This window comes from Pontibacter fetidus (genome assembly GCF_010119545.1).
In the GTDB taxonomy this organism is placed as follows: Bacteria; Bacteroidota; Bacteroidia; order Cytophagales; family Hymenobacteraceae; genus Pontibacter; species Pontibacter fetidus.
In genome coordinates this window covers 66,622-92,633 of record NZ_JAAEAA010000002.1, presented here as the reverse complement: position 1 = coordinate 92,633, position 26,012 = coordinate 66,622, and the positions used below count along the sequence as shown (strand labels likewise).

Genomic DNA, 26,012 nt, shown 5'->3' with positions numbered 1-26,012 from the left:
GATGCCATTGCCGGAATAGTATTTTAGCTTTAATTCTGCCTGGTTCCTTTTTACCCTTCTTAAACTATAGTTTTTGGCTGGTGCAAAGCTTTAAGAGGTGCTTGTGAATTATACTAATAACGGAATATTTAAATAATTAAATATAGTTCAATAATAATTGTACCGAATTATGGTATAGTTAAATAGTGGATAAAAAAAGTATAATAATAATGTAACTTTAAGTAATAATCCCTGTACTATGCTAATAACTTAATGCGTATATCTGTACTAAAGTAACAATATTTAGTATTTGTTTTAGCCGAAAATCGTGTTAACTCCACGTTTTATGTTGAAAGTACAAAACCATGGTGGCATTAAGGAAGAATATGAGAACTCTTCCTTTCAACCTCCCAATCCGCATCTTTTTATAGACTTTAAATAGCAGTTAAATATAATGATTGCTATATGTGAAGCTGCCTTTTTAAGGTGGCCTGTCCTTTTATTGCCTACTCCATCGTTCACGCGCCGCTTACACAAACTAACCACCAGGACCTGAAACGTCCTGCCCATAGCTTTAATCCCAAATGTTATTATCGTATGAAAAGAAGTTTTACTCAATTAATTTCTGAAGTCAGCAAAGCCAAGCAATTCACATTTGCGACTGCTACACTTCTACTGCTCATCATGTCGGCTGTTTATCTTAGGGCCGACGTACAAACCGTTACAGTTTCAGGAGGAAGTATATTTCCTGTTTCGGCAGATTTAGCAGCTAACGCTACACTTTCGACGCCTGGTTATACTGCATTTGGTGACATTGTTATCAATGAGGATATGGATGGCGATTTTGCAGCAGGTACCGGGAGTATAACCCTTACTGCTCCAACAGGTTGGAGATTTAAGACATCGGGAGTTACTACTATAGTTCAGAATGGTATAGGTGGTAATGGAAATACTAATACTAATGTAACAATTAATAATACTGAAATAAGTTATTCAGCTTCAATAATAACAATACCTTTTACTGCTGATAAGATAAATCAGAGAGATAGAGTAACTATAAAAGGAGTTGAGGTACAGGCTATCAACGGTGGGGTGTTACCCAGCACAGGAAGTATTATTATTAATGATGGTACAGGAGCACAGGTAGCGGGTTTTCCACAAACTCTTAGTAAATCCTTATCACAGGTTAATGGAGCGCCTCGTACAATTGCTTTTTTTCAACAACCAATAAGCACGTCAACAGGTACAGTAATCTCACCCTCACCATCTATAGTTGTTAAAGACCAGTTCGGCAATACCATTATAACTGGAACAGGAAGCAATGCTTTAGTTACTTTAGCGATAGCTAACAATCCTTCAGGTAGTAATGGGACCTTGTCTGGCACTAAAACTATTAGTGCTATTAATGGCGTAGCTACATTTGCTGGTTTAAGTATTGATAATGCTGGTCAAGGTTATACTTTAACTGCAACAAGCGGAACACTAACAACTACTAGCTCTCCTTTTAATATTACCAATAAAACGCCAACTATAGTATCCCTTTCACAAACATGTAGTTCGGTTGGTGATGCAGGATTTAGCCTTACTATTACAGGAACTGAGTTTGCCCAGGGAGCTAAGGTACGAATCACAAAACCCGGCGGTGCTGTTGCAGAGCTTGATCCCGCTAGTATAAATGCTGCCAAAACCCAAATGGTAGTCGCTATTGATAATACTATATTTGCCACAGCTGGTATTTATAGTATCCGTGTTGTTAATAAAGCTGCTGGTCAAATAGATGTTGTCTCTAGTCCGACTACTTTTACAGTGTATGAAAATCTGGCAGCTAATGCTATAAGTGGAACAGCACAACTCTGTGCAGGTTCGAGTGCTACTTATACAGCCCCATCAGGCTATACAAATTATAATTGGTCGGTTCCGGCTAGTGTAGGTACTATTACAGCAGGACAAGGCACCCGAACTGTAACAATCGGGTTTGCTGCTACTGCATCAGGAAACGTAACGCTTAACTTAAATGCAGCAAATGCTTGTAGTAAAATAAGCTCAGCAAGCTTTGTGGTAGATGTTAAACCCAAGCCGGTAGTTTCTATAGTTGCAATAGCACCAGAAATATGTGTAGGCGGAAGTGCAACTTTAACTGCAAGTGGTGCCGATAGTTATGTGTGGTCAGGTAATGGAGTAACAACTGGAACAACAGGTGCAAGTATTACAGTTTCACCTACCGCAACTACAACATATACCGCTATTGGTACTACAAATGGGTGCGAATCCGAAGCCAAAACAATAACTATAGTTGTTAATCCGCTTCCTATAGTTAGTATTGGAGCTTTAAATGCAGAATACTGTTCGTCTGATACAGCTGTGCCTCTGACAGGTTCCCCTTCAGGAGGTTCCTTTAGAGTTTTGCAAAGCGGTAATGAAGTAGCATCTGGTGCCAGCTTCGATCCTTCGGCTTTAGGCGCAGGTAATTATATTATAGAATACACTTACACCGATGGAAAGTCCTGTACCAATACAACTACAAAAGCTGTAACAGTTAAGCAACAGCCAACCATTAGCTTAACTAATGATCTGGAAATCTGTTTTGGTAGCAGCGCTACATTAAATGCAACCGGAGCAGATAGCTATAGTTGGTCCCCGGCTACAGGACTAAGTGCAACTACAGGTGCGAGCGTAATCGCCAATCCTACTCAAACCACTACTTATACTGTTATCGGAACTACAGATGGTTGCCAGTCAGTAGCAAAAACTGTTACTGTAACTGTTAATCAGCTACCTGATGCTGACATTACTTTAAGAGGACCTTCGGTGTTTTGCCCGGAAAACTACGTAGATCTTGTGGCCGTTAGCAAACCAAATTTTTCATATCAATGGTTTCGTCTTAACAGCAATGGAAGTAGTACCGCAGTTGCTGCCTCAACAGAAGGCCCACACGTTTATAGTGCCACAACAACAGGTAACTATTATGTTAGAATTACATCTGACAAAGGCTGTATTCAAACATCTGAAACAGTTGCTGTTCAGGTTGCAAATGTCCCTACCAAAGCTATTGTAAGTATAACAGGTGCTACTACTTTTTGCGAAGGTGGTTCGGTTAAGTTTAGCGCAAATCAATCTCCTACATCAGAACCTTACAAGTACCAGTGGCAGGTAAGTACAACTGGCAATGAAAACGATTTCACTGATATTGGAGGGGAGGAAGCAAGCAGCTATATTGCAACTACGCCCGGTTTTTATAGAGTGCTAGTTAGTAACACTGAAGAGTCAACTCCAGATGTACAAAAATGCACTAAAATTTCTGATCCAGTTGCAGTAACCGTATTGCCACAACCGACTGCTGAAATAAAAGGAGGGAATCAAAATGTTTGTTACGATCAAGATGGTGTGACATCTATTTTCTTGGAAGGTACCTATTCAGGAGGTACACATAAGTGGTATTCAGATAAAGGCGATTTCAAGTTATATGAGTTAGAATCAACGACAGATCCCGGAACAGGAATAACTACATCAAAGGTAAGGATAGATCATACAATGGGCGGAGCACTTAGCGCTCAGATTATATTAACTTCAACAAATACTACCACATCTTGTACACAAGCAAAGAGTGTTGTCGTGCTCAATATAATACCTAGTCCAAACGCTACTATTACTGCAAACAGACCTATAGCAGCAGAAGGAACAATTTCTATATGTAAAGGAGAATCTGTTTTATTGACAGCAAATCCAGGAACAGGTAATTATTTGTGGAGTAATAATGTTACAAGCAGAACTATAATTGTATCGGAGCCAGGTACTTATACAGTAAAAGTTATAAGCGATAACGGTTGCGAAGTAACTTCAAAACCCGTTTCAGTAATAGTTAATGAGCTTCCTGTTGTGACTATAGATACGCAACTTCAGAATGCTTACTGTAAATCTGCAGATGCTATTCCTTTAGCTGGTTCGCCTGCTAACGGTACTTTCAGGATTTTGAAAGGCGCTACCGTTATAGATGCGAATGCAACGCAGCTTAACCCTGGAGCACTGGCGGCAGGTACTTATACTATAGAGTATAGCTATACAGATGGTAATACATGTATCAATACTGCAACCAAAACTGTTACTATAAATGCATTGCCGGTTGTAAACATAATTGAACCATCAAAGGCTGCTTACTGTAAATCTGAACCAAATATAGTTTTACAAGGCAACAATACTGGTGGTACTTTCCGGATTCTGAATAGTACAGGTGGAGTAGTTACTAACAATGCATCTACTTTTAACCCTTCGACCTTAGTTGCAGGTACTTATACAATTGAATATACCTATTCGGATGGTAACAATTGCGCTAACGTAACCACAAAGCAAGTAACAGTTAACCCGCTTCCAACTGCATCAATAACTGCTGGAGGACCGACAACGGTTTGTCAAGGAGAAGCTGTTTTACTAACAGGTAATTCTGATACAGGAACAAGCTTTACCTGGTTTAGAAATAATACTCAGGTAAGTACGGGAGCAACTTACTCTGCTACTACATCAGGTAGTTACTCAGTACAGGCTACAAATAGCAACTCTTGTACAAGTGTAATGTCTACCGCAGTTCAGGTTACAGTTAATCCGATTATAGCTGGAAACTCAATATCTGGTACCCAAACAGTTTGTTCAGGTGCAACTATAGCCCCACTTGGCCAATCGTCAGGTACTTCACTTTCAGGGGGAGCCACTCCATATTCTTATCAATGGCAGAGTAGCAGTAATAATACCAGTTGGACCAATATTGCAACTAATGGCAACAGCGCTACCTATACTCCTGCAGTACAAAATGTGACTTCACAAAGTATAACCTACTACAGAAGGATAGTTAGTGGCGGTAGCTGTTCCAGTACAAGCTCTTCAGTGTCAGTAACAGTTAATCCAAATCCGGTTATTAGTGGTTTCTCTCTTGGTACTGACAGTGATAGTGATGGAAACGGAGCTTTTTTAGATGTTTATTCCGGACAAGGGAATATAACACTACAAGGTAATCCAACTGGAGGTACTTTTTCCGGCCCTGGTGTAAGTGGTACCACTTTTAATCCTTGTACTGCACTCGGCTCTGACACTGAGAAAACTGTAACAATAACATATACCCGCACATCAGGTTCTGGGGCAAACCAGTGCTCTACTGTAATTAGTAAGACCGTAAGAGTTAAGAAATCTACATACAGAGCTGTAGTTATAGCAAATCCGCATCCTTTCTGTAGAGGTGTAAAGGTTACTTATACTACTACTATCTATAGAGATCTGGAGCCTGGAGATGTTATTTATCCGTACTTAGTGGATGAAAATGGCCAGCCGGTTTACGCTAATGGATCTCCTGTTCCAACAGGTGCATCAAGTTTACCAGCACCAAACCTGGCATACCCATTCCCTCCTAATACGCCATTAGCTGTTCAAAACATGGCATACAGGTTCTTCCAGCCTATAGTAAAAGAAGGCTTGGAATCAAAAATAGTTGTAAGAGGCAATGGTGAAACGTACCAGTGGGGCAAGAACCATGAAGTAGAACGTAAAAACGACTTATATTATACTACTGACGCCGGACTTTCATCACAGGATTATTACCACGTGTATGTAAATATGTCACAATGTGGTACAGTGTTGCCTACACTGCAATCAAACAGGATGTATAGTGCAGAATTGCCTGGCTACTCAGCAACTTTAACTGCTGTACCAAATCCAATATGTAAAAACGGTTCCGTAACATTAACAGCAGAACTTAACACTGCATTTGATTGGGCTACGGCTAACACAACTGTTGACTTTGTGCGCTCCAGGGGAGATGTGGTGTTAGGCAGCCAGCCTTTTACACCAGGTGTATACACTTATTCACTGACTACAACTGGCGGTGAAGGCGGCTTTGAAAACGGCGATCAGGTTTACCTGCGATTTATAACAGATATTGAGAAAAACCAGACGATCAAGAAATGTGCTGATAATAACAGGTCTAACAACGTTACTATAAATGTGGTTATACCACAAGCTATGACAGGTGGCGGTGCTTATTGCGCAGGAGGTGCAGGTGTTCCAGTAGGTCTGGCAGGCTCTCAGCAAGGAGTTTCATACCAACTGCTCCATAATGGAAGCCCGGTAGGGTCTCCTGTTGCAGGCACTGGCAGAGCTATAAGCTTCGGAAACCAGACTGTTGCAGGGGCATATACTGTGCAGCCAACAACAACGAGTGGCAGTGCCTGCGAAACGTTCGGAACCGTAAATGTTTACATCACACCATTACCTACTGCTTTTACAGTAACTGGTGGCGGCCCTTATTGCAATGTGGCAGGTGCTGTGGGTGTGCCAGTAGGTTTAAGCGGATCACAGATCGGAGTTAGATACCAGCTACTGATAAATAATGTAGCAAGCGGTACTCCAGTATCAGGTACAGGTGCTGCACTAAACTTCGGTAACAAAACAGCTGCCGGAACTTATACAGTAATTGCAACCACTATAAGCAGCACAACAAGTACACCGCCAGTTGCTGCCTGCCCACAACCTATGACAGGAAGCGTTGCAGTTGTTATTAATCCACTACCAACCGTAACTGTAAACAGCCCAACGGTTTGTGCCGGTCAAAACGCAACTATAACAGCTGTGCCAGCAGGCGGAACAGGACCTTACAGCTATACCTGGACCGTACCGAGTGGCGCAACTAACCCTGGAAACGTTGCAAGTTTCTCAACAACTGTTGGCGGTACCTATACTGTTAGAGTTACAGACAGCAAATCATGCGCAAGCAGTGCGGTAGCCACAAGTACAGTTACTGTAAACCCACTGCCAACAGTTACGGTTAATAGCCCTACAACGTGCCAGGGCACGGCAGTTATGGTTGCTGCTACAGCAACGGGTGCAGGTCCTTTCAACTACGCCTGGACAGTGCCAAATGGAGTAACTAATCCGGGGAACGTTGCAAGCTTCCAGACTTCTGTAGCTGGTAATTACGCTGTAGTTGTAACAGATAGTAAAAATTGCGCTAGTGCATCTGGAACCGGAACAGTAACTGTAACACCAATAAAAGTAGCTACTGGTGAAGTAACAGCAGATAAAGATCCTATTAAAATAAACGAGCCGGTAACTTTCACACTTGTAACTGATATTATTAGCTCTGATGTAAGACTGATCACATGGTATGTTAGAAGTGCAGGGTCAACTTCGTGGGGAACGTCGGTAGCATCCGGAATGCAAAATACCTATACCATGACACCTGCAACCGATGAGCCATTTGAGGTAAGAGCTGTAGTTACAACACCTGCCGAGGCTTGCTACTCCTTTACCGAGTTCTTTACAGAAAGACCTATAATTCCACTCCCAGTAGAGCTGCTGTACTTTAAGGCAGAGAAGAATAATAAGGAAGTGGTATTGAAGTGGGCAACTGCATCGGAGCGCGACAACGAGGGATTTGAAGTGCATGTATCGCAGGATGGTAAAACGTACAAGCAGTTACAGTTTGTGCCAAGCAAAAACGGAAGTTCTTCTATCAAACAGACTTACGAGTTTGTGGATAAGGAAAACGGTAAGTACGGCACACGCTACTATAGATTGAAACAGCTAGATACAAATGGTGAGTTCGCCTACTATGGTCCGCAGATGGTAACCTTCGGGGAGGTAAGCAACAAGGTGCTGGTGTACCCTAATCCTTTCGAGAGGGAAGTGAAGCTGGATGTAGATGCTGAGAAAGATGGTGTGATGGAAGTAACCCTGACCAACATGATGGGCAAGCAGCTGCTGGTAAAAGCAATAGCGGTAGCGAAAGGACAAAGCACTGCCACACTTGACCTGGGTGAGAACCTGGCACCGGGCGTTTACATCATCACTACACGCCTGAACGGCCAGACATTTAACACGAAATTATTGAAAAGATAATAAGATAAACTATTAGGGTTTAAAGCAGAAAGAGACGGGTATTTTGCCCGTCTTTTTTTTATTCTATAGTTTGGTTTTAGCTTAAGTAGGGCTATGGTCTTATCGGTAATGCCGCATAACTGCATAAGGAAAAGGAGCAAAGAATGCAGCCTTGAGTCCGGCAGCTTTCAGTCCGCCATTTACCCAGTTGTTGCAGTTTTTGGGGAAGTAAAACTTTTCGCGGGCCTCATAAAAATTATCAGTCGAACTATAGCCTTTGCCAGGTATAAGTATAAAATTGCCGCCCCTCGTTTGAAACGAACTATAGATATAAGCTACCAGCTTCTGGTACTGCTCCGGCGTAACCCGGATCGGGCGTTGGTGTTTGTTTGGGGTTAATGGTTTACGTATATATTCTACGTGCATGGCTGAAGGCGAGGGCCAAAACGCGGCATCAAGGGCAACTTCCAAGGTCAGGTCGCTCCACTCTGGGGTTTCCATGTAAAAGCGGCGGTCGCCCCAACCAAAAGCAATGTATGTAAAACTGCTGTCGGCACCAGCAAAATGCTGTAAGGCTATCTTTCTTCGCCAGTCAATAGAAGGTGTTGTAACGGGAAGTATAAGATCTGTATGGATGCCGTTGGAGGTGATATAGATTTTTACAGAGTCGGGCTGGGTGGCCTGGGCAAAACCTTTGTTTACGGGTACAATACTTAGTAAAAGCGCTGTAACTATGGGCAGTAAGATTATCATGCAAACAACAAAAAGAACACGGTAAAGAGGCTGTTTTAAAGTTTTTATTGTGGGCATACTTCTATTTTACGAAATCTGCAGGTAAGTATACAAACCAGTTGCAGCATATAAAGTATAAGGGTTAATTGCATTGCAAAAAGAGTACCTTTACAGCTATAGTTATCCTTCTCGCACCTTATCAGATATCTTTTAAAATGAGAAACACTTTAACGTGTATTTCTGCCGCTTTGCTGTTCTTGCTAAGTATGCAAATGGCCTGGGCGCAGCAAAGCCTGCAGTCGCCGGAGCAGTTCCTGGGTTATAAACTCGGGGAGCAATTTACAACGCACAACCGCGTGCTGGACTATGTAAACTATGTAGCTGCCCAGGTGCCGAAGCGCATTAAAGTGCAGGAATATGGCAAAACCTACGAAGGCAGACCTTTGATGCTGGCTTATGTAGCCTCAGAAGAAAACCTGCCCCGTTTAGACCAGATCCGTGAAAATAACCTGAAAACAGCAGGCGTTACGCAAGGTCAGCCGCAAGGCAGCCAGCCGGCTATAGTTTGGCTCAGCTATAATATACACGGCAACGAATCGGTGAGTACAGAAGCCATGATGCAGGTATTGTACGAACTGGCCAATACGGCAAATACCCAAACACAAAGCTGGCTTAAAAATACGGTGGTCATACTAGACCCCTGCGTAAATCCGGATGGCCGCGAACGTTATGTACAATGGTACAAACAAGCGGCCGGTCTGGGCGGAAATCCATCGCCTTATGCCTGGGAGCACAACGAGCCGTGGCCGGGCGGCAGGCCAAATCACTATTATTTCGACCTGAACCGCGACTGGGCCTGGCAAACACAAATAGAGTCGAAGCAGCGTATGGCGGTTTACAACAACTGGCTGCCACAAGTGCACGCCGATTTCCATGAGATGGGGGTAGATGCACCTTACTATTTTTCGCCGGCAGCAAAGCCTTTTCATGAAAGTATAACACCCTGGCAGCGACAATTTCAGAACACCATCGGAGACTATAACCGGCAGTATTTTGATAAGAACAACTGGCTATACTTTACCCGCGAAAGCTTCGACCTGTTTTACCCAAGCTACGGCGATACCTGGCCAACTTTTAACGGTGCCATCGGCATGACCTACGAGCAGGGCGGTTCGGGCAGGGCAGGCCTGGCCATCGAAACCCAGAACGGAGACACCCTTACGCTAACCGACCGCATTGCGCACCATGTTGCAGCAAGTATGGCTACCATGCAGGCCACTTCCGAGAAAGCCGACCAGATAAAGCAGGAGTTCAGAAAATACTACGAAAACAACCTGAAAAAGCCCGACGGAGATTATAAAGCCTTTGTGCTGAAAGCAGATGGATCAGGCAACTTAAAAGCACTTACTGATTACCTCGATCGACAACAGATACAATACGGCTATGCCGGCAAAAACACATCGGGCAGAGGTTTTAACTATGCCACAGGTAAGGAAGAAAATGTAAAAGTAGGAGAAAAGGATGTGGTGATAAGCATGTACCAGCCGAAGTCTACGTTGGTAAAAGTTTTGTTTGAGCCCAATGCTACCCTCGAAGATTCGCTGACATACGATATTACCTCGTGGGCAATGCCGTATGCGTTTGGGGTGCAGGCCTATGCTTTAAAAAAGAAACTGGAACCACAGAACAAACAGCAACCTGCTGCAACTATAGCTACGCCAACTATAGCCAAACCGTATGCCTACCTGGTGCGCTGGAACAACCTGCAGGATCTGAAATTTCTGACGGAACTACAGAAGCAAGGTATAAAAGTACGCATGGCCGAAAAAGCGTTTGAAACAGATAAGCAACAATATGCAGCCGGAACGCTCATCATAACCCGTACCGGCAACGAAAGTCTGGGCGATAAATTTGACACGATTGTGCGGGAGCTGGCTAAAAAGCAAATGATAGATTTGGGCGCTACTGCTACAGGTTTTGTAAGCAGCGGTGCCGACTTTGGTTCTGGTTCGGTGCGCTATCTTAAAATGCCAAAAGTAGCCCTGATGACCGGCGAAGGTGTATCGCCTAATGCGTTTGGGGAAGTTTGGCATTACTTTGAGCAACAGATCGGTTACCCGGTTACCGTCATCAGCACGGCATACTTTAAAAATGTACCGCTGCACGAGTTTGATGTGCTTATACTTCCTGCAGGCTCGTATGGCAAAGTGCTGGACGAGCAAACCTTAGAAGAGGTAAAAGACTGGGTAAAAGCCGGCGGCAAGCTGATTGCCATGGAAAGTGCAGCAGCTTTTTTAGCTGGCAAAAAGGAGTTTGACCTGAAACAGAAAGGCAGTGACAAAGCTGAAACCGACAAGGCTAAAGAAAAAAAGCCCGAAGACCCTTATCAAAACCTGAAAGTTTACGGCGATCGTGAGCGCGAATCGTTAGTGAGCGAAGTACAGGGCAGTGTGTTCCGGGTTAATCTTGATAAAACGCATCCGCTGGCGTTTGGCTACGGCGATACGTATTTTGCACTGGTGCGCTCATCTAACACGTTTGAGTACCTGAAAGATGGCTGGAATGTGGGCGTACTTAAAAAGAACAACTATACAACTGGCTTTGTAGGTTCAGCTATAAAAGAGAAATTACAGGATGCCCTGATACTTGGCACACAACCTATGGGGCGCGGACAAATTATTTATATGGCCGATAATCCGTTGTTCCGTGGGTTCTGGCATAGTGGCAAGCTTATGTTCGGGAATGCCGTGTTTCTGGTAGGCCAGTAATCAAAACTATAGTTCAGCAAAAAGGTCTTCCGGCAAAACCCGGAAGACCTTTTTTGTTTGGTTGCGTTGCGCTGAATTATGATTGTTAGCTTTTAAACTATATATTAGTACCTATACTTTTGCAATACAACAGATAATGGGAAATAACAGGATCTTTAAAATAATACTGGCAGTTGCCTGTTTTGCGGCAGCTATACTTAATGCTTACCGGGTTTGGAAGGGAGAACACGATACGATGGATATTGTACTGGGCGTGTTATTTCTGTTGGCCGGCATTATGTACGTTTACCGACTTAGAAAAGAGGTATAAAAAGGAAAAACCTGAAAATCCGTAAGTGTCTTGGTAGATGCTTAGAATTTTCAGGTTTTCAACTTTTAGCCAAAGGTATCTATATATACGGGCCGGTATTGCCATAGTTACAGTCTGCTCCAAAAAAGTTAAAATATTTTTCAGTTTTTTCAGAAACCTGCATTTTAAGCCCATTATGGGCTTTTTTTGTTCAGTTAAGTTTTGATTAGCTTAAACAGCCTGCCATTCTTTTCTTACTCCCCGCCTTTCGGATCCCGAAACCTCCATCGGTAACTATAGCTGTACATTCCTGAATAAACACTATTACATAAACTATACTTCACAGCGCTGTCTGCTTAGCCTTTAGTTTCTGCTTATGAAAAAAGTAGTGAATGCTTTTAATATTTTAATAAATATTTAAACTATATAAATAAGCTAAGGTATAACTAAGGATACAAAACAGGTTAAAATGGATGTAAAGAGTAGTTATGTAGAAGCTGTTCAGAACAATATGAATGGTAAGCAGTGCTTGTAAGTGATTGGTGTCTAGTACATACGTTTTAAGTCAACTATACTTCCGTCTTCATCCATTTCAGCAAAAGCAAAACATGTTGATTTAATTCCCAACCTTTTAAGTAAACCATGCTTAGCACACAACTTAAGACTTATACCAGTTCTTTTATAAATAAGGTGTTAAACCGTGAGGGGGGAGGCTTCGCGAAACGAATAAGGCATCGGAACAGCGAGTTCTGGGGGACACCTGAAGGTAAAACTATAAAAGCCATTCCTATGGATGCGCAAGACCCACTAACTAAATGGCAGGATATAAAATACTGGCAGCGAAAGCTCAGTAATAAGCACAATTCCATAGAGTTTGCTAAAAAGTATGGCTGCCTGGTACCCGAAATTTACTGGCAAGGTAGCGATGTGAGTACAATCTATACCCAGAATTTACCGGACAAATTTTTTATAAAACCAACTATCGGAGCTGGATCTAAACTGGTATTTCTGATGGATGGCACTTTTAACCTGATGGACCAGCAGCACTATACCTTAGATGCAATAGTGGCAAAACTGGGTGAGGCCGTCCGGAATGATTCCAGGTTGGAGTTTATAGTGCAGGAATTTCTCAGGACAGAAGAAGGCAATTATAAAATTCCGGACGACTACAAAATATACCTGTTTAATGGAGAAATAGCTTGTATACAACTTATTAACAGGCTTAGCCCTCACAAAGGATTTACAACTTGTTATGACGAAAATTGGAAGCAGATAAAAGAGATAAACACCTACTATGCGAAAGGGGCCTATCAGCCACCTCCGGCCTGCCTCCCCGAAATGCTGGAACAAGCCAAAAGGCTAAGCAAAGTATATGAGATTTTTGTGAGGATTGACTTTTATGCTACAGATAAAGGTGCCGTTTTTGGGGAGTTTACACCTACACCATTCATGGGCAAAAGCTTTACACCCGCTGGTGAGCAAATGTTGCTTGCATATTGGGATAAGTATTGCCCCGGAATGATATAAACTATAGTTGTAATACCTGATTTTGTGCTGCACCTAACTAGTAGGCATTTATCATATAGTTCCTGTTAAATTTTACTAACTCAACTTTCAAAAACAGCTATGGTCAAACTTAAAACTACAACCCGCACAATACTAAATAAAGTTCTTCAGCGCGATGGCGGTGAGTTCTCGAAACGGATAAAGTATAGGCACCAGATTTTTTGGAATGAACCCGGTGCGGAACTGATCCGCAACAAAACAATGAGTGCTGAAGCAACTATACAGGAATGGAAAGCGGATAAAAACTGGCAACGCAAGCTAAGCAATAAGTATAACGCCCGCCTGTTTGCCCAGATGCATGGGTGTAAAGTAGCAGATCTGTTTTGGAGAGGAAGAAACCTTGACGAAGTAAACTTTGAAGACCTACCAGCACAATATGTGATAAGGCCAACCATAGGTTACGGGTGTAACCTGGTTTACCTGATGGATAACCATGTGAACCACATGGATAAACGCAGGTATGCAAACGAGGAAATCAAGGCTAACATGCATGCAGCTTTACAGCAAAATCCGAATCAGGAGTTTTTGATAGAAGAGTTTTTACGTACCGAGCAGGGCGAGTATAAGATTCCGGTAGACTATAAGATCCATACGTTTAACGGCGAAATAGCTTTTATACACTTAATAAACAGATTAAGCCCGCATAAAGGCTATAGTACGTTTTATGACGAGCATTGGAACCAGCTGGGCCATATACAGGACTGTTACCCTAAAGGTACATACCAGCAAGCGCCGGCCTGCCTCCCCGAAATGCTGGAACAAGCCAGGAAGCTAAGCAAATCGTATGAAATATTTGTAAGGACCGACTTTTACGCTACCGATAAAGGTGCAGTTTTCGGGGAGTTTACTCCAACCCCCGCAATGGGGCAAACCTATAAGCCGCAGGGTGTAAAAATTCTGCTTAATTACTGGGATACTTACTGTAAAGAAATGATCTAGCGCTTTACGAAAACTATAGTTGCTTTCCTGTATACTATAGCTGGTGTATGGCCGGAAACTATAGTTTACATCGGGTCAACATCAGCTACTACTTTTATTCCTTTAAAGTCGGGTAACAAGTATAGCTGCTGTATGGCCTGTGCAATTAAGCCTTTGGCACTACGCAGGTTCACGTTTTCACGTGGAAGCTTTATATGGATCTCGTTCAGGAACAGGTTGCGTATTCGGAAGATATATGGGATTTCAGGGCCCAGCACCTGTTGCTTACCTAATTTATCGGTCAGGTCTTTTGCCAGAACTATAGCCGCGTTCTCAGAGGTACGTTCATCAGCATGTTTTACTGTTACCTTAATCATGCGCACAAACGGCGGATACGAAAAACGCATCCGCTCTTCTATCTCATGTTCATATAGGCTTTCGTAATCGTTACTGATCACTTTTCTGAAAATTGCCTGCATCGGGTCGCGGGTTTGTATAAACACGGTGCCCGGCTTGCCTTTACGGCCGGCGCGCCCACTAACCTGCACAAATAACTGATAAGCCCGCTCATGTGCTCTGTAGTCCGGGAAATGGATGATGCTATCGGCGTTAAGGATACCCACCAGGCTTACATTCTCAAAATCGAGGCCCTTGGTTACCATTTGTGTGCCTACAAGCACATTGGTTTTGCCGTTCTCAAAATCGGCGATGATCTGTTGGTAGCTGTTCTTCTTTTTGGTGGTATCCAGGTCCATGCGCTGCACTTCTGCGTCTGGTAATATCAGCTTCAGCTCGTCTTCTATCTTTTCGGTACCGAAGCCCATACTTTTAAGCGTGGTAGCACCGCAGGCAGGGCAATCAGATGGCATGTGTTCATGGTAGCCGCAATAATGGCAGCGCAGCTCGTTCCCAAATTTATGGTAAGATAAACTGACAGCACAGTTGCGGCATTTCGGAATCCAGGAACATTCGTCGCAGGCTATGAAAGGGGCATAACCGCGGCGGTTCTGGAACAGGATGACCTGCTCGTGGCGTTTCAGGCGCTGCTCTATACCATCTAGAAGCTTGCTCGAAAAGTGGCTGTGCATGGTTTTGCGCTGCTGCTCTTCGCGGGTATTTACCAGTTCTACATCCGGTAGCTGAGCTTCGCCAAAGCGTTTAAGCATCGTTACCAGTCCCCAGCGGCCGGTTTTACAATTATAGTAGGTTTCTATAGAAGGCGTAGCTGAGCCCAGCAATGTTTTTGCACCCTGCAAATGCGCCATCATCAAAGCAGTTTCGCGGGCATTGTAGCGCGGAGCCGGGTCGTATTGCTTGTAACTCGATTCATGCTCCTCATCCACAATTATCAGCGACAAATTATGGAAAGGCAGGAAAACAGCTGACCGCACACCCACTACCACCTGGAACCTGCCTGACAATACGCCCTGCCATACTTCGGCACGCTCATTATCTGAGAACTTGGAATGATACACACCCAGTTTTTCGCCAAACACTTTCATCAGGCGGGTTACGATCTGGGCCGTCAGGGCAATTTCGGGGAGTAAGTATAGCACCTGGCCGCCGCCTTCCAGGGCATGCTTTATCAGGTCGATGTATACTTCGGTTTTACCACTACCCGTAACACCATGCAGCAGCACCGTATCTTTCTCCTTAAACAAGCCAAGTATCTCGTCCTTTGCCTGTAACTGGTGTTCTGAAAGATTCATTGGCAGCTGGCGCGGCGAATCATCAACCGGGAAACGGGAAATGATCTGGTCGAACTGCTCCAACACACCTTTCTTTATCAGCGAATCGATAGAGGATTTGGACAGGTGCGGGTTATTGGTAAGAACAGATTTCTCGATGCCTTTATAGTTCAGGTTTACATCTTGGTGCACCGGTACTTTCTGCAGGTAATTCAGTAGAATGTCAAGCTGTTTTGGTTTTGGGGTTAGCTGCTCAAACAACTCTTCCAGCATGCCTTCTCCCTGTACAAAATGCTCTGACAAACGTATTTTCTTCACCACCTTCGGCGAGAACTTATCGCTTACCTGCTCATATATAATGATCGCCTCTTTCTGGATCAGAGACTTAATGAACTTGTGGTAACTTTTGATCTGCAGCAGGTTGCCGATGTCGGTAAAGGTCATGGCCTGGTTTTGCTGCAGCGCATAAATGATCTTCACTTCCTGGGTTGCCAGCGGAATATCGTCTTCTTCAGGGTTAAAGTGCGGGTGCAATTGAATACGTGACTCACTACTCAGTTTTAAAGCCGATGGTAATGCCGCATTGATCACTTCACCCAAAGTGCACATATAGTAATCCGCGATCCACTTGAAAAGCTTTAGCTGCGGTACGGTAACTATAGGCGTATCATCCAACACATCCATAATATACTTGGCCTGGTAATCGGCGGGAGCCTGCTCATGGATGTCGGCAACTATACAGCTCAGTATCCTTTTAGAGCCAAACTGCACAATTACACGCGCACCCACCATCACATCGTCGTTCATTTCGAAGGGGATGCGGTAGGTATATAGCTTCGGCAGCGGCAGCGGTAGAATTACGTCAGCAAACAACGTAACACGGTCCACGGCCGGCTCGGGCGGGTAATTAAAATTGAGTAGCTCTGACAAGGGTGAAAACTATACTTGATCTATACAAAGGTCGGGAAAAAGCACGACATGTAGCAAGGTACGAAGTTAGATTGTAGCGATGAACTATAGGCAGGCTATAGTTGAGGCTGCAGATGCTACAAAGCTGGGAATTTAGACTGTTGCTGCCATCTCTGCAATTGCTTCAAGGCCTCGGCGGGCGTATGTACCGGTAACTGGCAGGTTTTGTTATAGCATACATAAATGGTGGTTTGGCCATCTACAGGTACTTTATCAGATAGCAATGGTAGTTTACTTTTATGATTACTGCCCATTAAAACCATATTCGGGAGATAAAAGGCACTTAGTTCTTCGCGCATAGCCGGTACCTGTTTGCCAACTATAGCTACCTCGGCGGTAGGGGTAAGTTTGTTATAGTATAAAATTGCCCAGTTGCTTAAATGAGAAGGCTCTTTTAGGAGCAAAGGTATAATGGTGTTCAGCATTTTATCTGAAGCCCGCAGGTATTGCTCGTTATCGAAATATAGCCCCAGTTTATGAAGTTTTTTAGCCATTACAGAGTTAGAAGCGGGGATCACATTATCGAAAAGCTCCTTTTTACGGGCAATGAGTTTCTCCGAGCTCCGGTCTGTAAAGTAGAACATGCCATCTTCCGGATCCAGGAAATTAGCTAGGGTATAGTCTGTAAAGCGTTTGGCCTGCTGCAGCCATTCTTCGTTAAAAGTAACTTCATACAAGCGCAACAGCGCCACTATCAGCAAAGCATAATCTTCCAGAAAGCCATCTATAGTTGCTTTGTTGTTTTTATAACTATGGCAGAGCTTGTTGCCTTCGCGCAGCTTCTCAAAAATGAAGTCGGCATTTTTCAGGGCAAGGTCCAGGAAGTGTTTTTCACCAAAAACATAATAGGCATCAGCCAGCGCTTTTAACATCAGGGCATTCCAGGAACATAATATCTTGTCATCCAGCGCTGGTCGCACCCGTTTTGCCCGCACTTTCATAAGCTGGCTTTTCCAGCAGGCGACCATTTTCTGCAGCACTTCCAGTTCCAGTTCGTTCTCTTTGGCAAACGCTTCGTCGCTCATGCGCCGGAAAAGTATGTTGCGCCCGTGCTCAAAATTGCCGGCTGCCGTAATGTTATAGTATTTCGAGAAGAGCGGTTCCTCATCTTTTAAGATTCTTTGCAGCTCATCTTTCGTGAACGTATAAAATTTCCCTTCTTCGCCTTCGCTATCCGCATCCAGCGAGGAATAAAAACCATACTCCTTGCTCATCAGCTCACGCTCTGCAAAAGCTATCGTTTCATAAACCACCTGTTTGTAAAGCGGATGCTTGGTAACCTGGTAGGCTTCGGCATAAAGGGTAATAAGCTGGGCATTGTCGTACAGCATTTTCTCAAAATGTGGTACCATCCAGTCAGCATCTACTGCGTAGCGTGCAAAACCGCCGCCCACCTGATCATATATGCCGCCAAAAGCCATTTCACGCAAGGTCAGGTTTAGATGGGCAAGTGCAGTGGCATCCTGGGTGTGGTTATAGTAGCGTAACAGAAACAAGTAATTTACAGGCATCGGAAATTTGGGGGCCGGCGCAAATCCGCCACGTTCCTTATCAAACCGTTTGCTCAGGTTGTCATAAATCAGTTGAAAATCTGCTTCGTTTACCTGCTTTTCGTTTTGTTTTAGGCCATACTTTTCCAGGTCACTTATATTCAAATGCTCTACAAACTGTTCGGCCGTCTCGTGTAGTTCCTGTTGGTTCTGTTTGTAAGCAGTGGCGATGTTCTGTAGCAGTTGTGTCCATTGTTGTGGCGTAAAGTAAGTACCTCCGTAAAAGGGCTTTGCTTCTGAGGTCAGGAACACATTTAGAGGCCAGCCGCCCTGCAAACCCATGGCATGAACGGCATCCATATACACAGCATCAACATCCGGGCGCTCTTCACGGTCTACTTTTATGCACACAAAATGCGCGTTCATTACATCAGCTATAGTTTGCTTTTCAAAAGACTGATGCTCCATAACATGGCACCAATGGCAGGCGGCATATCCTATACTTACTAATATCGGCTTGTTTTCTGCTTTGGCTCGTTGCAGTGCTTCCTGCCCCCATGGGTACCAGTCTACGGGGTTATAGGCGTGTTGCAGTAAGTAAGGGCTGCTTTCGTTTAGCAGCCGGTTGGGTTTAGCATTTGCCATAAAATAGGTGCTGTAGTGTTATACTTATTTTACGCACCTTATGCACTTAGTTGTTAAGGAAGGCTATAATTTATGGGTTCAGTTGCCGGCGCAGTTCCGTTTCTTCTGCTGCAATAGAGATGTTGTACCTGGTAGCAAGCTGTTGCAGTTGTAAGATCGTTTTGGTGATAAATGCCTGGTGCGCTTCGGTTTGCGGGTGAAAAGGGCGGTGACTGATTGCTCTTCTTATTTTCTCCCAAACGGATATAAATTCCTGATAGGCAGGGTGTAGGTAGGCTTTTGTGAATTTCTGCCAGATATAATCTTCTGCCGTAGGGGTGGGGTGCAGCATGTCCGGGCCATAAAAGCGATAGTCACGCAAATCATCCAGCATAATTTCGTAAGCCGGAAAATAATGTACATGGCTGTGCTGTTCTGTTATAGTATGCGCAGCCACCCGAAGTATAGATTTGCTTACACTATTAGTCACAAGAGTTTCTTTTACATGGCGCACCGGGCTTACGGTAAGTATAATGTTCAGAGCAGGGTTCAGCTTTTTTAATGCCTGGCAAGTGGCATCAATACTTTCAGTTATCTCATCTATAGTTAATAAAGCCCTGCTGAATTGCTTTGACGGCAACTTGTGACAGTTGGCAACTATACTTCCGGTATCGCTTAATTTATAGGACACAGCCGTACCCAGAGTAATGATGAGCAATTTAGCCTCTTTAAGCTGCGCGCGTGTTTGCCGGATGCGGGTTTCTATTAACCTTATCAGTTCGTCTTTGTCAGGGGAGGAGAGGGACGAGTGCAGGTCGTAACTATACCAGATGCCGTCGCGCTGCACCAGGTTTTGTGCTATGTTAAGTTGCTCACCTGCAACAGCCTGTAGCAAACGGCCAACCGACAATGGATTAAATATAGTACCGAAGGGATTTACCAGTACGCTGGCCTTATACTCCTGTAGTTTGGTTCCGATCACTTCTGCAAAACACGAGCCTATCGTTACAACCTTGTCAGGTAGGTTAAGCGCAAGTATAGCATCGGGTATAGTTACTTCGGTTCGGAACATAAGGTATTGGCTGGCTTTGCTGTTAAAAATACGAACTATAGCCGAAAGCTATAGTTTGCGTTGCATGATAGACATAAAAAAAGCGTCCCGAAGTAGTTCAGGACGCTTTTTTTTAAGTGTATTTCTGATTACTCAGCTACAACATTGAATTTAACGGTGTGCTTCACCTCTTTGTGCAGGTTGATAGATGCAGTGTATTCACCTGCAGTTTTCACATCCTGGTCAAAAGAGATACGCTTACGGTCTACATCAAATCCTTTAGCTTTTAAAGCTTCAGAAAGCTGGTTTGTAGTTACTGAACCAAAGATCTTACCAGTCTCACCAACTTTAGCCGGTATTTCCAGTGTAAGATCACCAATGCTGTCAGCAAGAGACTGTGCATCAGCTTTGATTTTCTCAGCTTTGTGAGCAGCCTGGCGGATGTTCTCAGCAACAATTTTCTTGTTAGACTTATCAGCGATAACTGCAAAACCCTGTGGGATAAGGTAGTTACGGCCAAAGCCTGGCTTTACTGTTACGATATCGTTCTTGTAGCCTACGCCTTTAACGTCATCTTTAAGTATTACTTCCATTTCTATCCCTCCTTATTTTAAAGAATCTGTTACATAAGGTAAAATGGCCAGGTGACGTGCTCTTGCAACAGCCTGTGCTACTTTACGCTGAAACTTAAGGCTAGTACCTGTCAATCTTCTTGGAAGGATCTTGCCTTGCTCATTTACAAACTTAAGCAGGAAGTTACCATCTTTATAGTCGATGTACTTAATTCCGCTCTTCTTGAATCGGCAGTATTTCTGGCGATTCTCCTGCTTGTGTACTCTTTCGTTAACTAAGCTCATTATGCTTTAACCTCCTCTTTTTTAGCTTGTTTGAACTCGCCATTTCTTCTGCGCTCGTTATAAGCAACTGCGTGCTTATCCAGTACAGTAGTCAAGAAGCGAACAACTTTCTCGTCACGGCGGTAAGCCAGCTCAAGCTGATCTACTACTGTGCCAGGAGCTTTAAACTCGATGAGATGGTAGAAACCAGTTGATTTCTTTTGGATTGGGTAAGCTAGCTTACGTAGTCCCCAGTTCTCTTCGTGGATAATGTCGGCGCTATTTTCCTTAAGCACCTGTCTGAACTTCTCGACCGTTTCTTGCATCTGCGTCTCGTTCAATAGAGGCGTCAGAATAAAGACCGTTTCGTAATTTTTTAATTCCATTCTTGTTAGAATTTTTTGATTTTAGCTCGCAAAATTACTGTTAAGTATTTTCAAAAGCAATACTTTAGGCTATTAAATCAAATAACTATAGCTGTAATAGTGTAAGACCAGTAAGTGCAACTGATACAGAAAGATAAGAACCAGCTGAGTATAGTTTAAGCACTATAATAAATAGAGGGGTGCAAAAAGGAGGATTTAGAACTATAAAAGCTATTATAAGGTATACCCGCAGAGGATTGTACTAAAAATGCAAAAATATGGGATAAATCTAATTCAGAAGAACCGCTCCAAACAGAGTTTCTTTATTTAGAATAGTTTTAAATAACCGGCTTAAAAATCAATTTAAGCCGGATTTTAATAGTTCGGAGGGTATAAACCAATGGGTGTAAGGTATGGTTCCAAAAATAAAAAGTATATGTTTGAATAATGGAATTCAGATAGTAGATTTGTGCCCGAAAAGTAATTCCACCATTATACTAAAACGCAAGTGATGATGGCTATGATTAGCTGTATACTTAAAACAAAACACAAGATTTTCCTTGCCTTCTTATTCTCTTTGGCTGTAACCTTCGGGGCACAGGCACAGGGCGAGAGCGAGCAAGCGAAAGTAGCTACTAAAGGCGTAGAGCCAGGTTCTACCGAAGGTGCTCAAGTTGGTTCTGCAGATCCTGCTGTGATAGATGCGGGTGCAGCATTATTTAAAAATAACTGCGCGGTTTGTCACTCTGCCGGTAGCGATGTAATAGTAGGACCTGGTCTGAAAGATGTTCAGAAGAGAAGAAAAGAAAGCTGGTTGATCAGCTGGGTAAAGAACTCTCAGGCGCTTATTCAGTCTGGCGACGCGGATGCTGTTGCTATATATAATGAGTACAACAAGCAGGCAATGCCATCTTTTGCCTTCTCTGATGATGAGATCAAGTCAATCCTGGCTTATGTAGGTTCTCAGGCAGATGTGGCAGCTGCAACCCCAACAACTGTTGCCGGCCCGGAAGGTGCTGCGCCAGGTGAAAATGTTGGAACCGATGCGATCGGTGCAGTTGGTGGCTATTTAGATATCGTACTGGTTGTTCTTATAGTTGTGTTGATTGTATTGGTGGTAACGCTTTTACTTATTTCTTCTTTGCTTAAGAATTACCTTAACAAGAACCGCGACCTTAACGAAGACGATAAAGAAGTTGTAAACCAGCGCTTTGACTTCTCTAAAGTATATAAGTCTAAAGCTGTTCGCACACTGGTGATGCTGATCTTTGTAGTTGTATTGCTTGACCTTGCACTTGATAAAGTGATGGGTATCGGTATACAGGAAGGTTATGCGCCGAAGCAGCCGATCGCTTTCTCGCACAAACTACACGCCGGTGATCATCAGATCAACTGTAACTACTGCCACAGCACTGTTTATGAAAGTAAGAGTGCCAGCATTCCTTCAGCTAATATCTGTATGAACTGCCATAGCCAGATCAAAAAAGAGTCTCCAGAGATTCAGAAGATCTACAGAGCTATTGAGCGTAATAAGCCAATCGAGTGGGTTCGTATCCACAACCTACCTGATCTTGCATACTTTAACCACTCGCAGCACACGCAGGTTGGTGGTGTAGAATGCCAGACCTGCCACGGCCCAATCCAGGAGATGGATGTTGTTTACCAATATTCTCCACTTACCATGGGCTGGTGTATCGACTGCCACCGCGAAACGCCTCTGAACACAGAAGGAAACGAATACTACGACAACCTGGTGAAACTACACGAGCAGTCTTCTAAAGGTGCTTTCACAGTAGCATCAAACGGTGGTACAGAGTGTTCTAAATGCCATTACTAAGCAGTCAATTTTTATCTGAATATTCGAGTTTTCTAAATATATTATGCAAGACAGAATAAAATACTGGAAAGGAATTGAGGAGTTAGATAATACTCCGGAGTTCGCTAAGCATGCTCATAATGAGTTTCCAGAATTCCTGCCTATTGGTGAAGGCAGCGGCCAGGAATCTTCTGCTACTGGTAAAACACACCGCAGAGACTTCCTTAAATTACTTGGTTTTAGTGTGGCTGCTGTATCGCTTGCTTCGTGCGAGGCGCCAGTAAGAAAAGCTATCCCTTATCTTAACAAACCGGTTGATGTGGAGCCAGGTACAGCTAACTGGTATGCCACTACATATTACCTTAACGGTGATTACAACAGTGTTCTTGTTAAGACACGTGAGGCCCGCCCTATCAAAATCGAGCCAAACCCTACCTCAGCATTAACGCCGCTTGGTACAAGCCCAAGAGCGCAAGCTGCTGTACTGAGCGTGTACGATAATAACAGACTACGTACTCCGCTTATTAAAGGTAAAGAAGCAAAATGGGAGCAACTTGACAAAGAACTGGCTTCTAAGCTAGGTTCAGTAAGTGGTAAAGTAGCTTTCGTTTCTTCAACAGTTATTTCGCCATCAACAAAACAGCTGATCAACGAATTTGGCTCACGTTTCGGTAACTTCGAGCACGTAGTTTATGATGCCAATTCTTCTTCAGCGCTACTTGCTGCCAACAATGGTGTTGTACCTGGCTACGATTTCAGCAAGGCAAACATTATAGTTGGTATCAATGCTGACTTCTTAGGTACCTGGTTAGCACCGGTTATCTTCGCTAAGCAATACATTGCAAACAGAAAAGTTTCTGCTGATAAAAAGAACATGTCGCGTCACTACCAGTTCGAGACAATTATGTCACTTACTGGTGCTAACGCAGATATCCGTGTTCCAATCAAACCATCTGAAGAGCATGCAGTGGTTTCAGCACTTTACAACGCTATTATGGGCGGTGGTGCTGCAAATGTAGCAGGTATAGATGCGAAAGCACTTGCCAATGCTGTGAAAGATCTGAAAGCAAATGCTGGCAAAGCACTTGTAGTTTCAGGTTCAAACGATCCTTCAGTTCAGGCCATGGTTGCTGCTATTAACACTGCTTTAGGCGCTAACGGTACAACTATAGATGCTGCCACTCCTTACTTTGTTAAGCAGGGTAACGATGCGCAGATGCTTCGCCTAATCAATGATATGAACAATGGTTCTGTAGGAGCTGTGTTCTTCTATAACGCAAACCCGGCTTTTGATCATCCGCTTGCTGATAAAGTAATCAGTGGTCTTAAGAAAGTGGCGTTAAAAGTATCTTTTGCTGAGCGCAACGACGAAACAGCAATGCTTGCTGATTACGTAGCTCCAGACCATAACTTCCTGGAATCTTGGAATGACTACGAGCCTAAGAAAGGTTACCTGAGCTTAGCACAGCCTGTATTGTCTCCAATATTTACAACGCGCCAGATGCAGGATAGCCTTCTTGCCTGGAGTGGTAATGCTACCAGTTATTACGAGTATATCCGTAATAACTGGAGAAAAGTGCTGACAGGTGACTTTAACAAGGCCTGGGAGAAGGCGGTACACGATGGTGTGTTACAGAATGGCAGCAGCATGCTGACTGTAAGCAGCACATTTGCGCCGGCAACTATAGGTAGCGCAGCTGCTAAACCTGCTGCAGGAGCTATCGAAGCCGTACTTTACGAAAAAGTAGCAATCGGTAACGGTACCGAGGCAAACAACCCTTGGTTACAGGAAATGGCTGACCCTATTTCTAAAGCAACATGGGGTAACTATGTAACTATGTCCAGAAAGATGTCAGAAGACATGCAGCTGGTACAGGGCAACGTAGTAAAAGTAACGATGGCAAATGGTAAATCTATAGAGCTTCCTGTACTGGTTCAGCCAGGTCAGGCACAAGGCACAATAGGTATCGCCATGGGTTACGGACATACCATCGATTCAATGCCGGTAGCAAAAGGCGTTGGTGCCAATGCCTTCCCGATTGCTTCTGTAGTGAACAACGGTATAGTTTATACCAGCCCGGTTAAAATAGAAAAAACAAGCGCCACTTCTGAAATTGCCCAGATGCAGACGCACCACACGATCATGGATCGTCTGGTAGTTCAGGAGAATACGCTTGCACAGTATATCAAAAACCCGAAAGAAGTAACGGAGTATGTGCGTATCGCAACCCATGAAGGTCCTGCGAAACCATCTACAGTCTCGCTTTGGGATGACTACGAATATAAGAACCACCACTGGGGTATGGTTATCGACCTTAACTCATGTATAGGTTGTGGTGCTTGTACTATCAGTTGCCAGGCCGAGAACAACATTCCGGTTGTTGGTAAAGCGGAAGTTCTGATGCGTCGTGAAATGCACTGGATGCGTATCGACAGATACTATAGCGCCGTGGAGCACGAAGAGAAGGACTATGCAACAATGGAAGATCCTGCAGAAAACCCTTCTGTTATTTTCCAGCCAATGCTTTGCCAGCACTGTAACCACGCTCCATGTGAGACTGTTTGCCCGGTAGCAGCAACTATGCACAGCTCTGAAGGATTGAACCAGATGGCTTACAACCGTTGCGTTGGTACACGTTACTGCGCAAACAACTGCCCTTACAAAGTTCGTCGCTTCAACTGGTTCGCCTACTCTAACAACGATAAGTTCGACTATACCATGAATAACGACCTTGCTAAGTTCGTACTTAACCCGGATGTTACAGTTCGTGGCCGCGGTGTAATGGAGAAATGTTCTTTCTGCGTGCAGCGTGTACAGCTTGGTAAGTTAGAAGCGAAGCGTGAGAACAGAAGACCAAAAGACGGAGAAATTGTAACTGCCTGTGCACAGTCTTGCCCAACAGATGCAATAGTATTCGGTGATATGAAAGATGCAGAAAGCCGTATCTCTAAACTTCTGGCCCGCGAGCATGGCGAACGCGCTTTCCACGTACTGGAAGAGCTTAACGTACAGCCAAACGTGACTTACCTGACTAAAATTAGAAACTTAGCTTAAAAATAAAAT

Annotated in this window: 14 protein-coding genes; 7 read left to right on the top strand and 7 right to left on the bottom strand. The window is 43.8% G+C overall.

Annotated features, from left to right (window positions below; all coding sequences use genetic code 11):
* Positions 1-576 precede the first annotated feature (576 nt).
* Positions 577-7,857 (top strand): Ig-like domain-containing protein, encoded by a 7,281-nt coding sequence (locus GWO68_RS01585; RefSeq protein WP_162344655.1) that lies wholly within the window; start codon positions 577-579, stop codon positions 7,855-7,857.
* 99 nt (positions 7,858-7,956) lie between these two features.
* Here GWO68_RS01585 and GWO68_RS01580 read toward each other — a convergent pair whose 3' ends face one another.
* Complete coding sequence (locus tag GWO68_RS01580; RefSeq protein ID WP_162344654.1) at positions 7,957-8,589, bottom strand: TIGR02117 family protein; 633 nt, start codon at positions 8,587-8,589, stop codon at positions 7,957-7,959.
* 194 nt (positions 8,590-8,783) lie between these two features.
* Between GWO68_RS01580 and GWO68_RS01575 the strand changes: the two genes are divergently transcribed.
* The 4 genes from GWO68_RS01575 (at position 8,784) to GWO68_RS01560 (ending at position 14,130) form a co-directional block, all read left to right on the top strand.
* Positions 8,784-11,336 carry a M14 family metallopeptidase gene (locus GWO68_RS01575; RefSeq protein ID WP_162344653.1) on the top strand — a complete coding sequence of 851 codons (2,553 nt, stop codon included), beginning with the start codon at positions 8,784-8,786 and terminating at the stop codon, positions 11,334-11,336.
* A gap of 136 nt (positions 11,337-11,472) precedes the next feature.
* Positions 11,473-11,646 carry a hypothetical protein gene (locus GWO68_RS01570; protein WP_162344652.1) on the top strand — a complete coding sequence of 58 codons (174 nt, stop codon included), beginning with the start codon at positions 11,473-11,475 and terminating at the stop codon, positions 11,644-11,646.
* A 621-nt stretch (positions 11,647-12,267) separates the two neighbouring features.
* Positions 12,268-13,152 (top strand): ATP-grasp fold amidoligase family protein, encoded by an 885-nt coding sequence (locus GWO68_RS01565; RefSeq protein ID WP_162344651.1) that lies wholly within the window; start codon positions 12,268-12,270, stop codon positions 13,150-13,152.
* Between the two features lie 99 nt (positions 13,153-13,251).
* Positions 13,252-14,130 (top strand): ATP-grasp fold amidoligase family protein, encoded by an 879-nt coding sequence (locus GWO68_RS01560; RefSeq protein WP_162344650.1) that lies wholly within the window; start codon positions 13,252-13,254, stop codon positions 14,128-14,130.
* A 65-nt stretch (positions 14,131-14,195) separates the two neighbouring features.
* Here the strand turns inward: GWO68_RS01560 and priA are convergent, their stop codons facing one another.
* The 6 genes from priA to rpsF form a co-directional block, all read right to left on the bottom strand.
* Positions 14,196-16,727: a replication restart helicase PriA gene (priA, locus tag GWO68_RS01555; protein ID WP_162344649.1), complete on the bottom strand. Its 2,532-nt coding sequence runs from the start codon at positions 16,725-16,727 to the stop codon at positions 14,196-14,198.
* Between the two features lie 116 nt (positions 16,728-16,843).
* Entirely contained in the window at positions 16,844-18,901 is a 2,058-nt protein-coding gene (locus tag GWO68_RS01550) for a thioredoxin domain-containing protein (RefSeq protein WP_162344648.1), read from the bottom strand.
* Positions 18,902-18,971: 70 nt separating this feature from the next.
* Entirely contained in the window at positions 18,972-19,952 is a 981-nt protein-coding gene (locus GWO68_RS01545) for a GSCFA domain-containing protein (protein ID WP_162344647.1), read from the bottom strand.
* Positions 19,953-20,080: 128 nt separating this feature from the next.
* Positions 20,081-20,524 carry a 50S ribosomal protein L9 gene (gene rplI / locus GWO68_RS01540; protein WP_162344646.1) on the bottom strand — a complete coding sequence of 148 codons (444 nt, stop codon included), beginning with the start codon at positions 20,522-20,524 and terminating at the stop codon, positions 20,081-20,083.
* A 12-nt stretch (positions 20,525-20,536) separates the two neighbouring features.
* Positions 20,537-20,788, bottom strand: a complete 252-nt coding sequence (gene rpsR / locus GWO68_RS01535) for a 30S ribosomal protein S18 (RefSeq protein ID WP_068838643.1) — start codon at positions 20,786-20,788, stop codon at positions 20,537-20,539.
* Positions 20,788-21,153 (bottom strand): 30S ribosomal protein S6, encoded by a 366-nt coding sequence (rpsF, locus tag GWO68_RS01530; protein ID WP_162344645.1) that lies wholly within the window; start codon positions 21,151-21,153, stop codon positions 20,788-20,790. The genes rpsR and rpsF overlap by 1 nt, the downstream gene beginning before the upstream one ends.
* Positions 21,154-21,643: 490 nt before the next feature.
* Between rpsF and GWO68_RS01525 the strand changes: the two genes are divergently transcribed.
* Positions 21,644-22,969 carry a c-type cytochrome gene (locus GWO68_RS01525; RefSeq protein ID WP_235941900.1) on the top strand — a complete coding sequence of 442 codons (1,326 nt, stop codon included), beginning with the start codon at positions 21,644-21,646 and terminating at the stop codon, positions 22,967-22,969.
* Between the two features lie 43 nt (positions 22,970-23,012).
* Entirely contained in the window at positions 23,013-26,003 is a 2,991-nt protein-coding gene (locus GWO68_RS01520) for a TAT-variant-translocated molybdopterin oxidoreductase (protein WP_162344644.1), read from the top strand.
* Positions 26,004-26,012 lie beyond the last annotated feature (9 nt).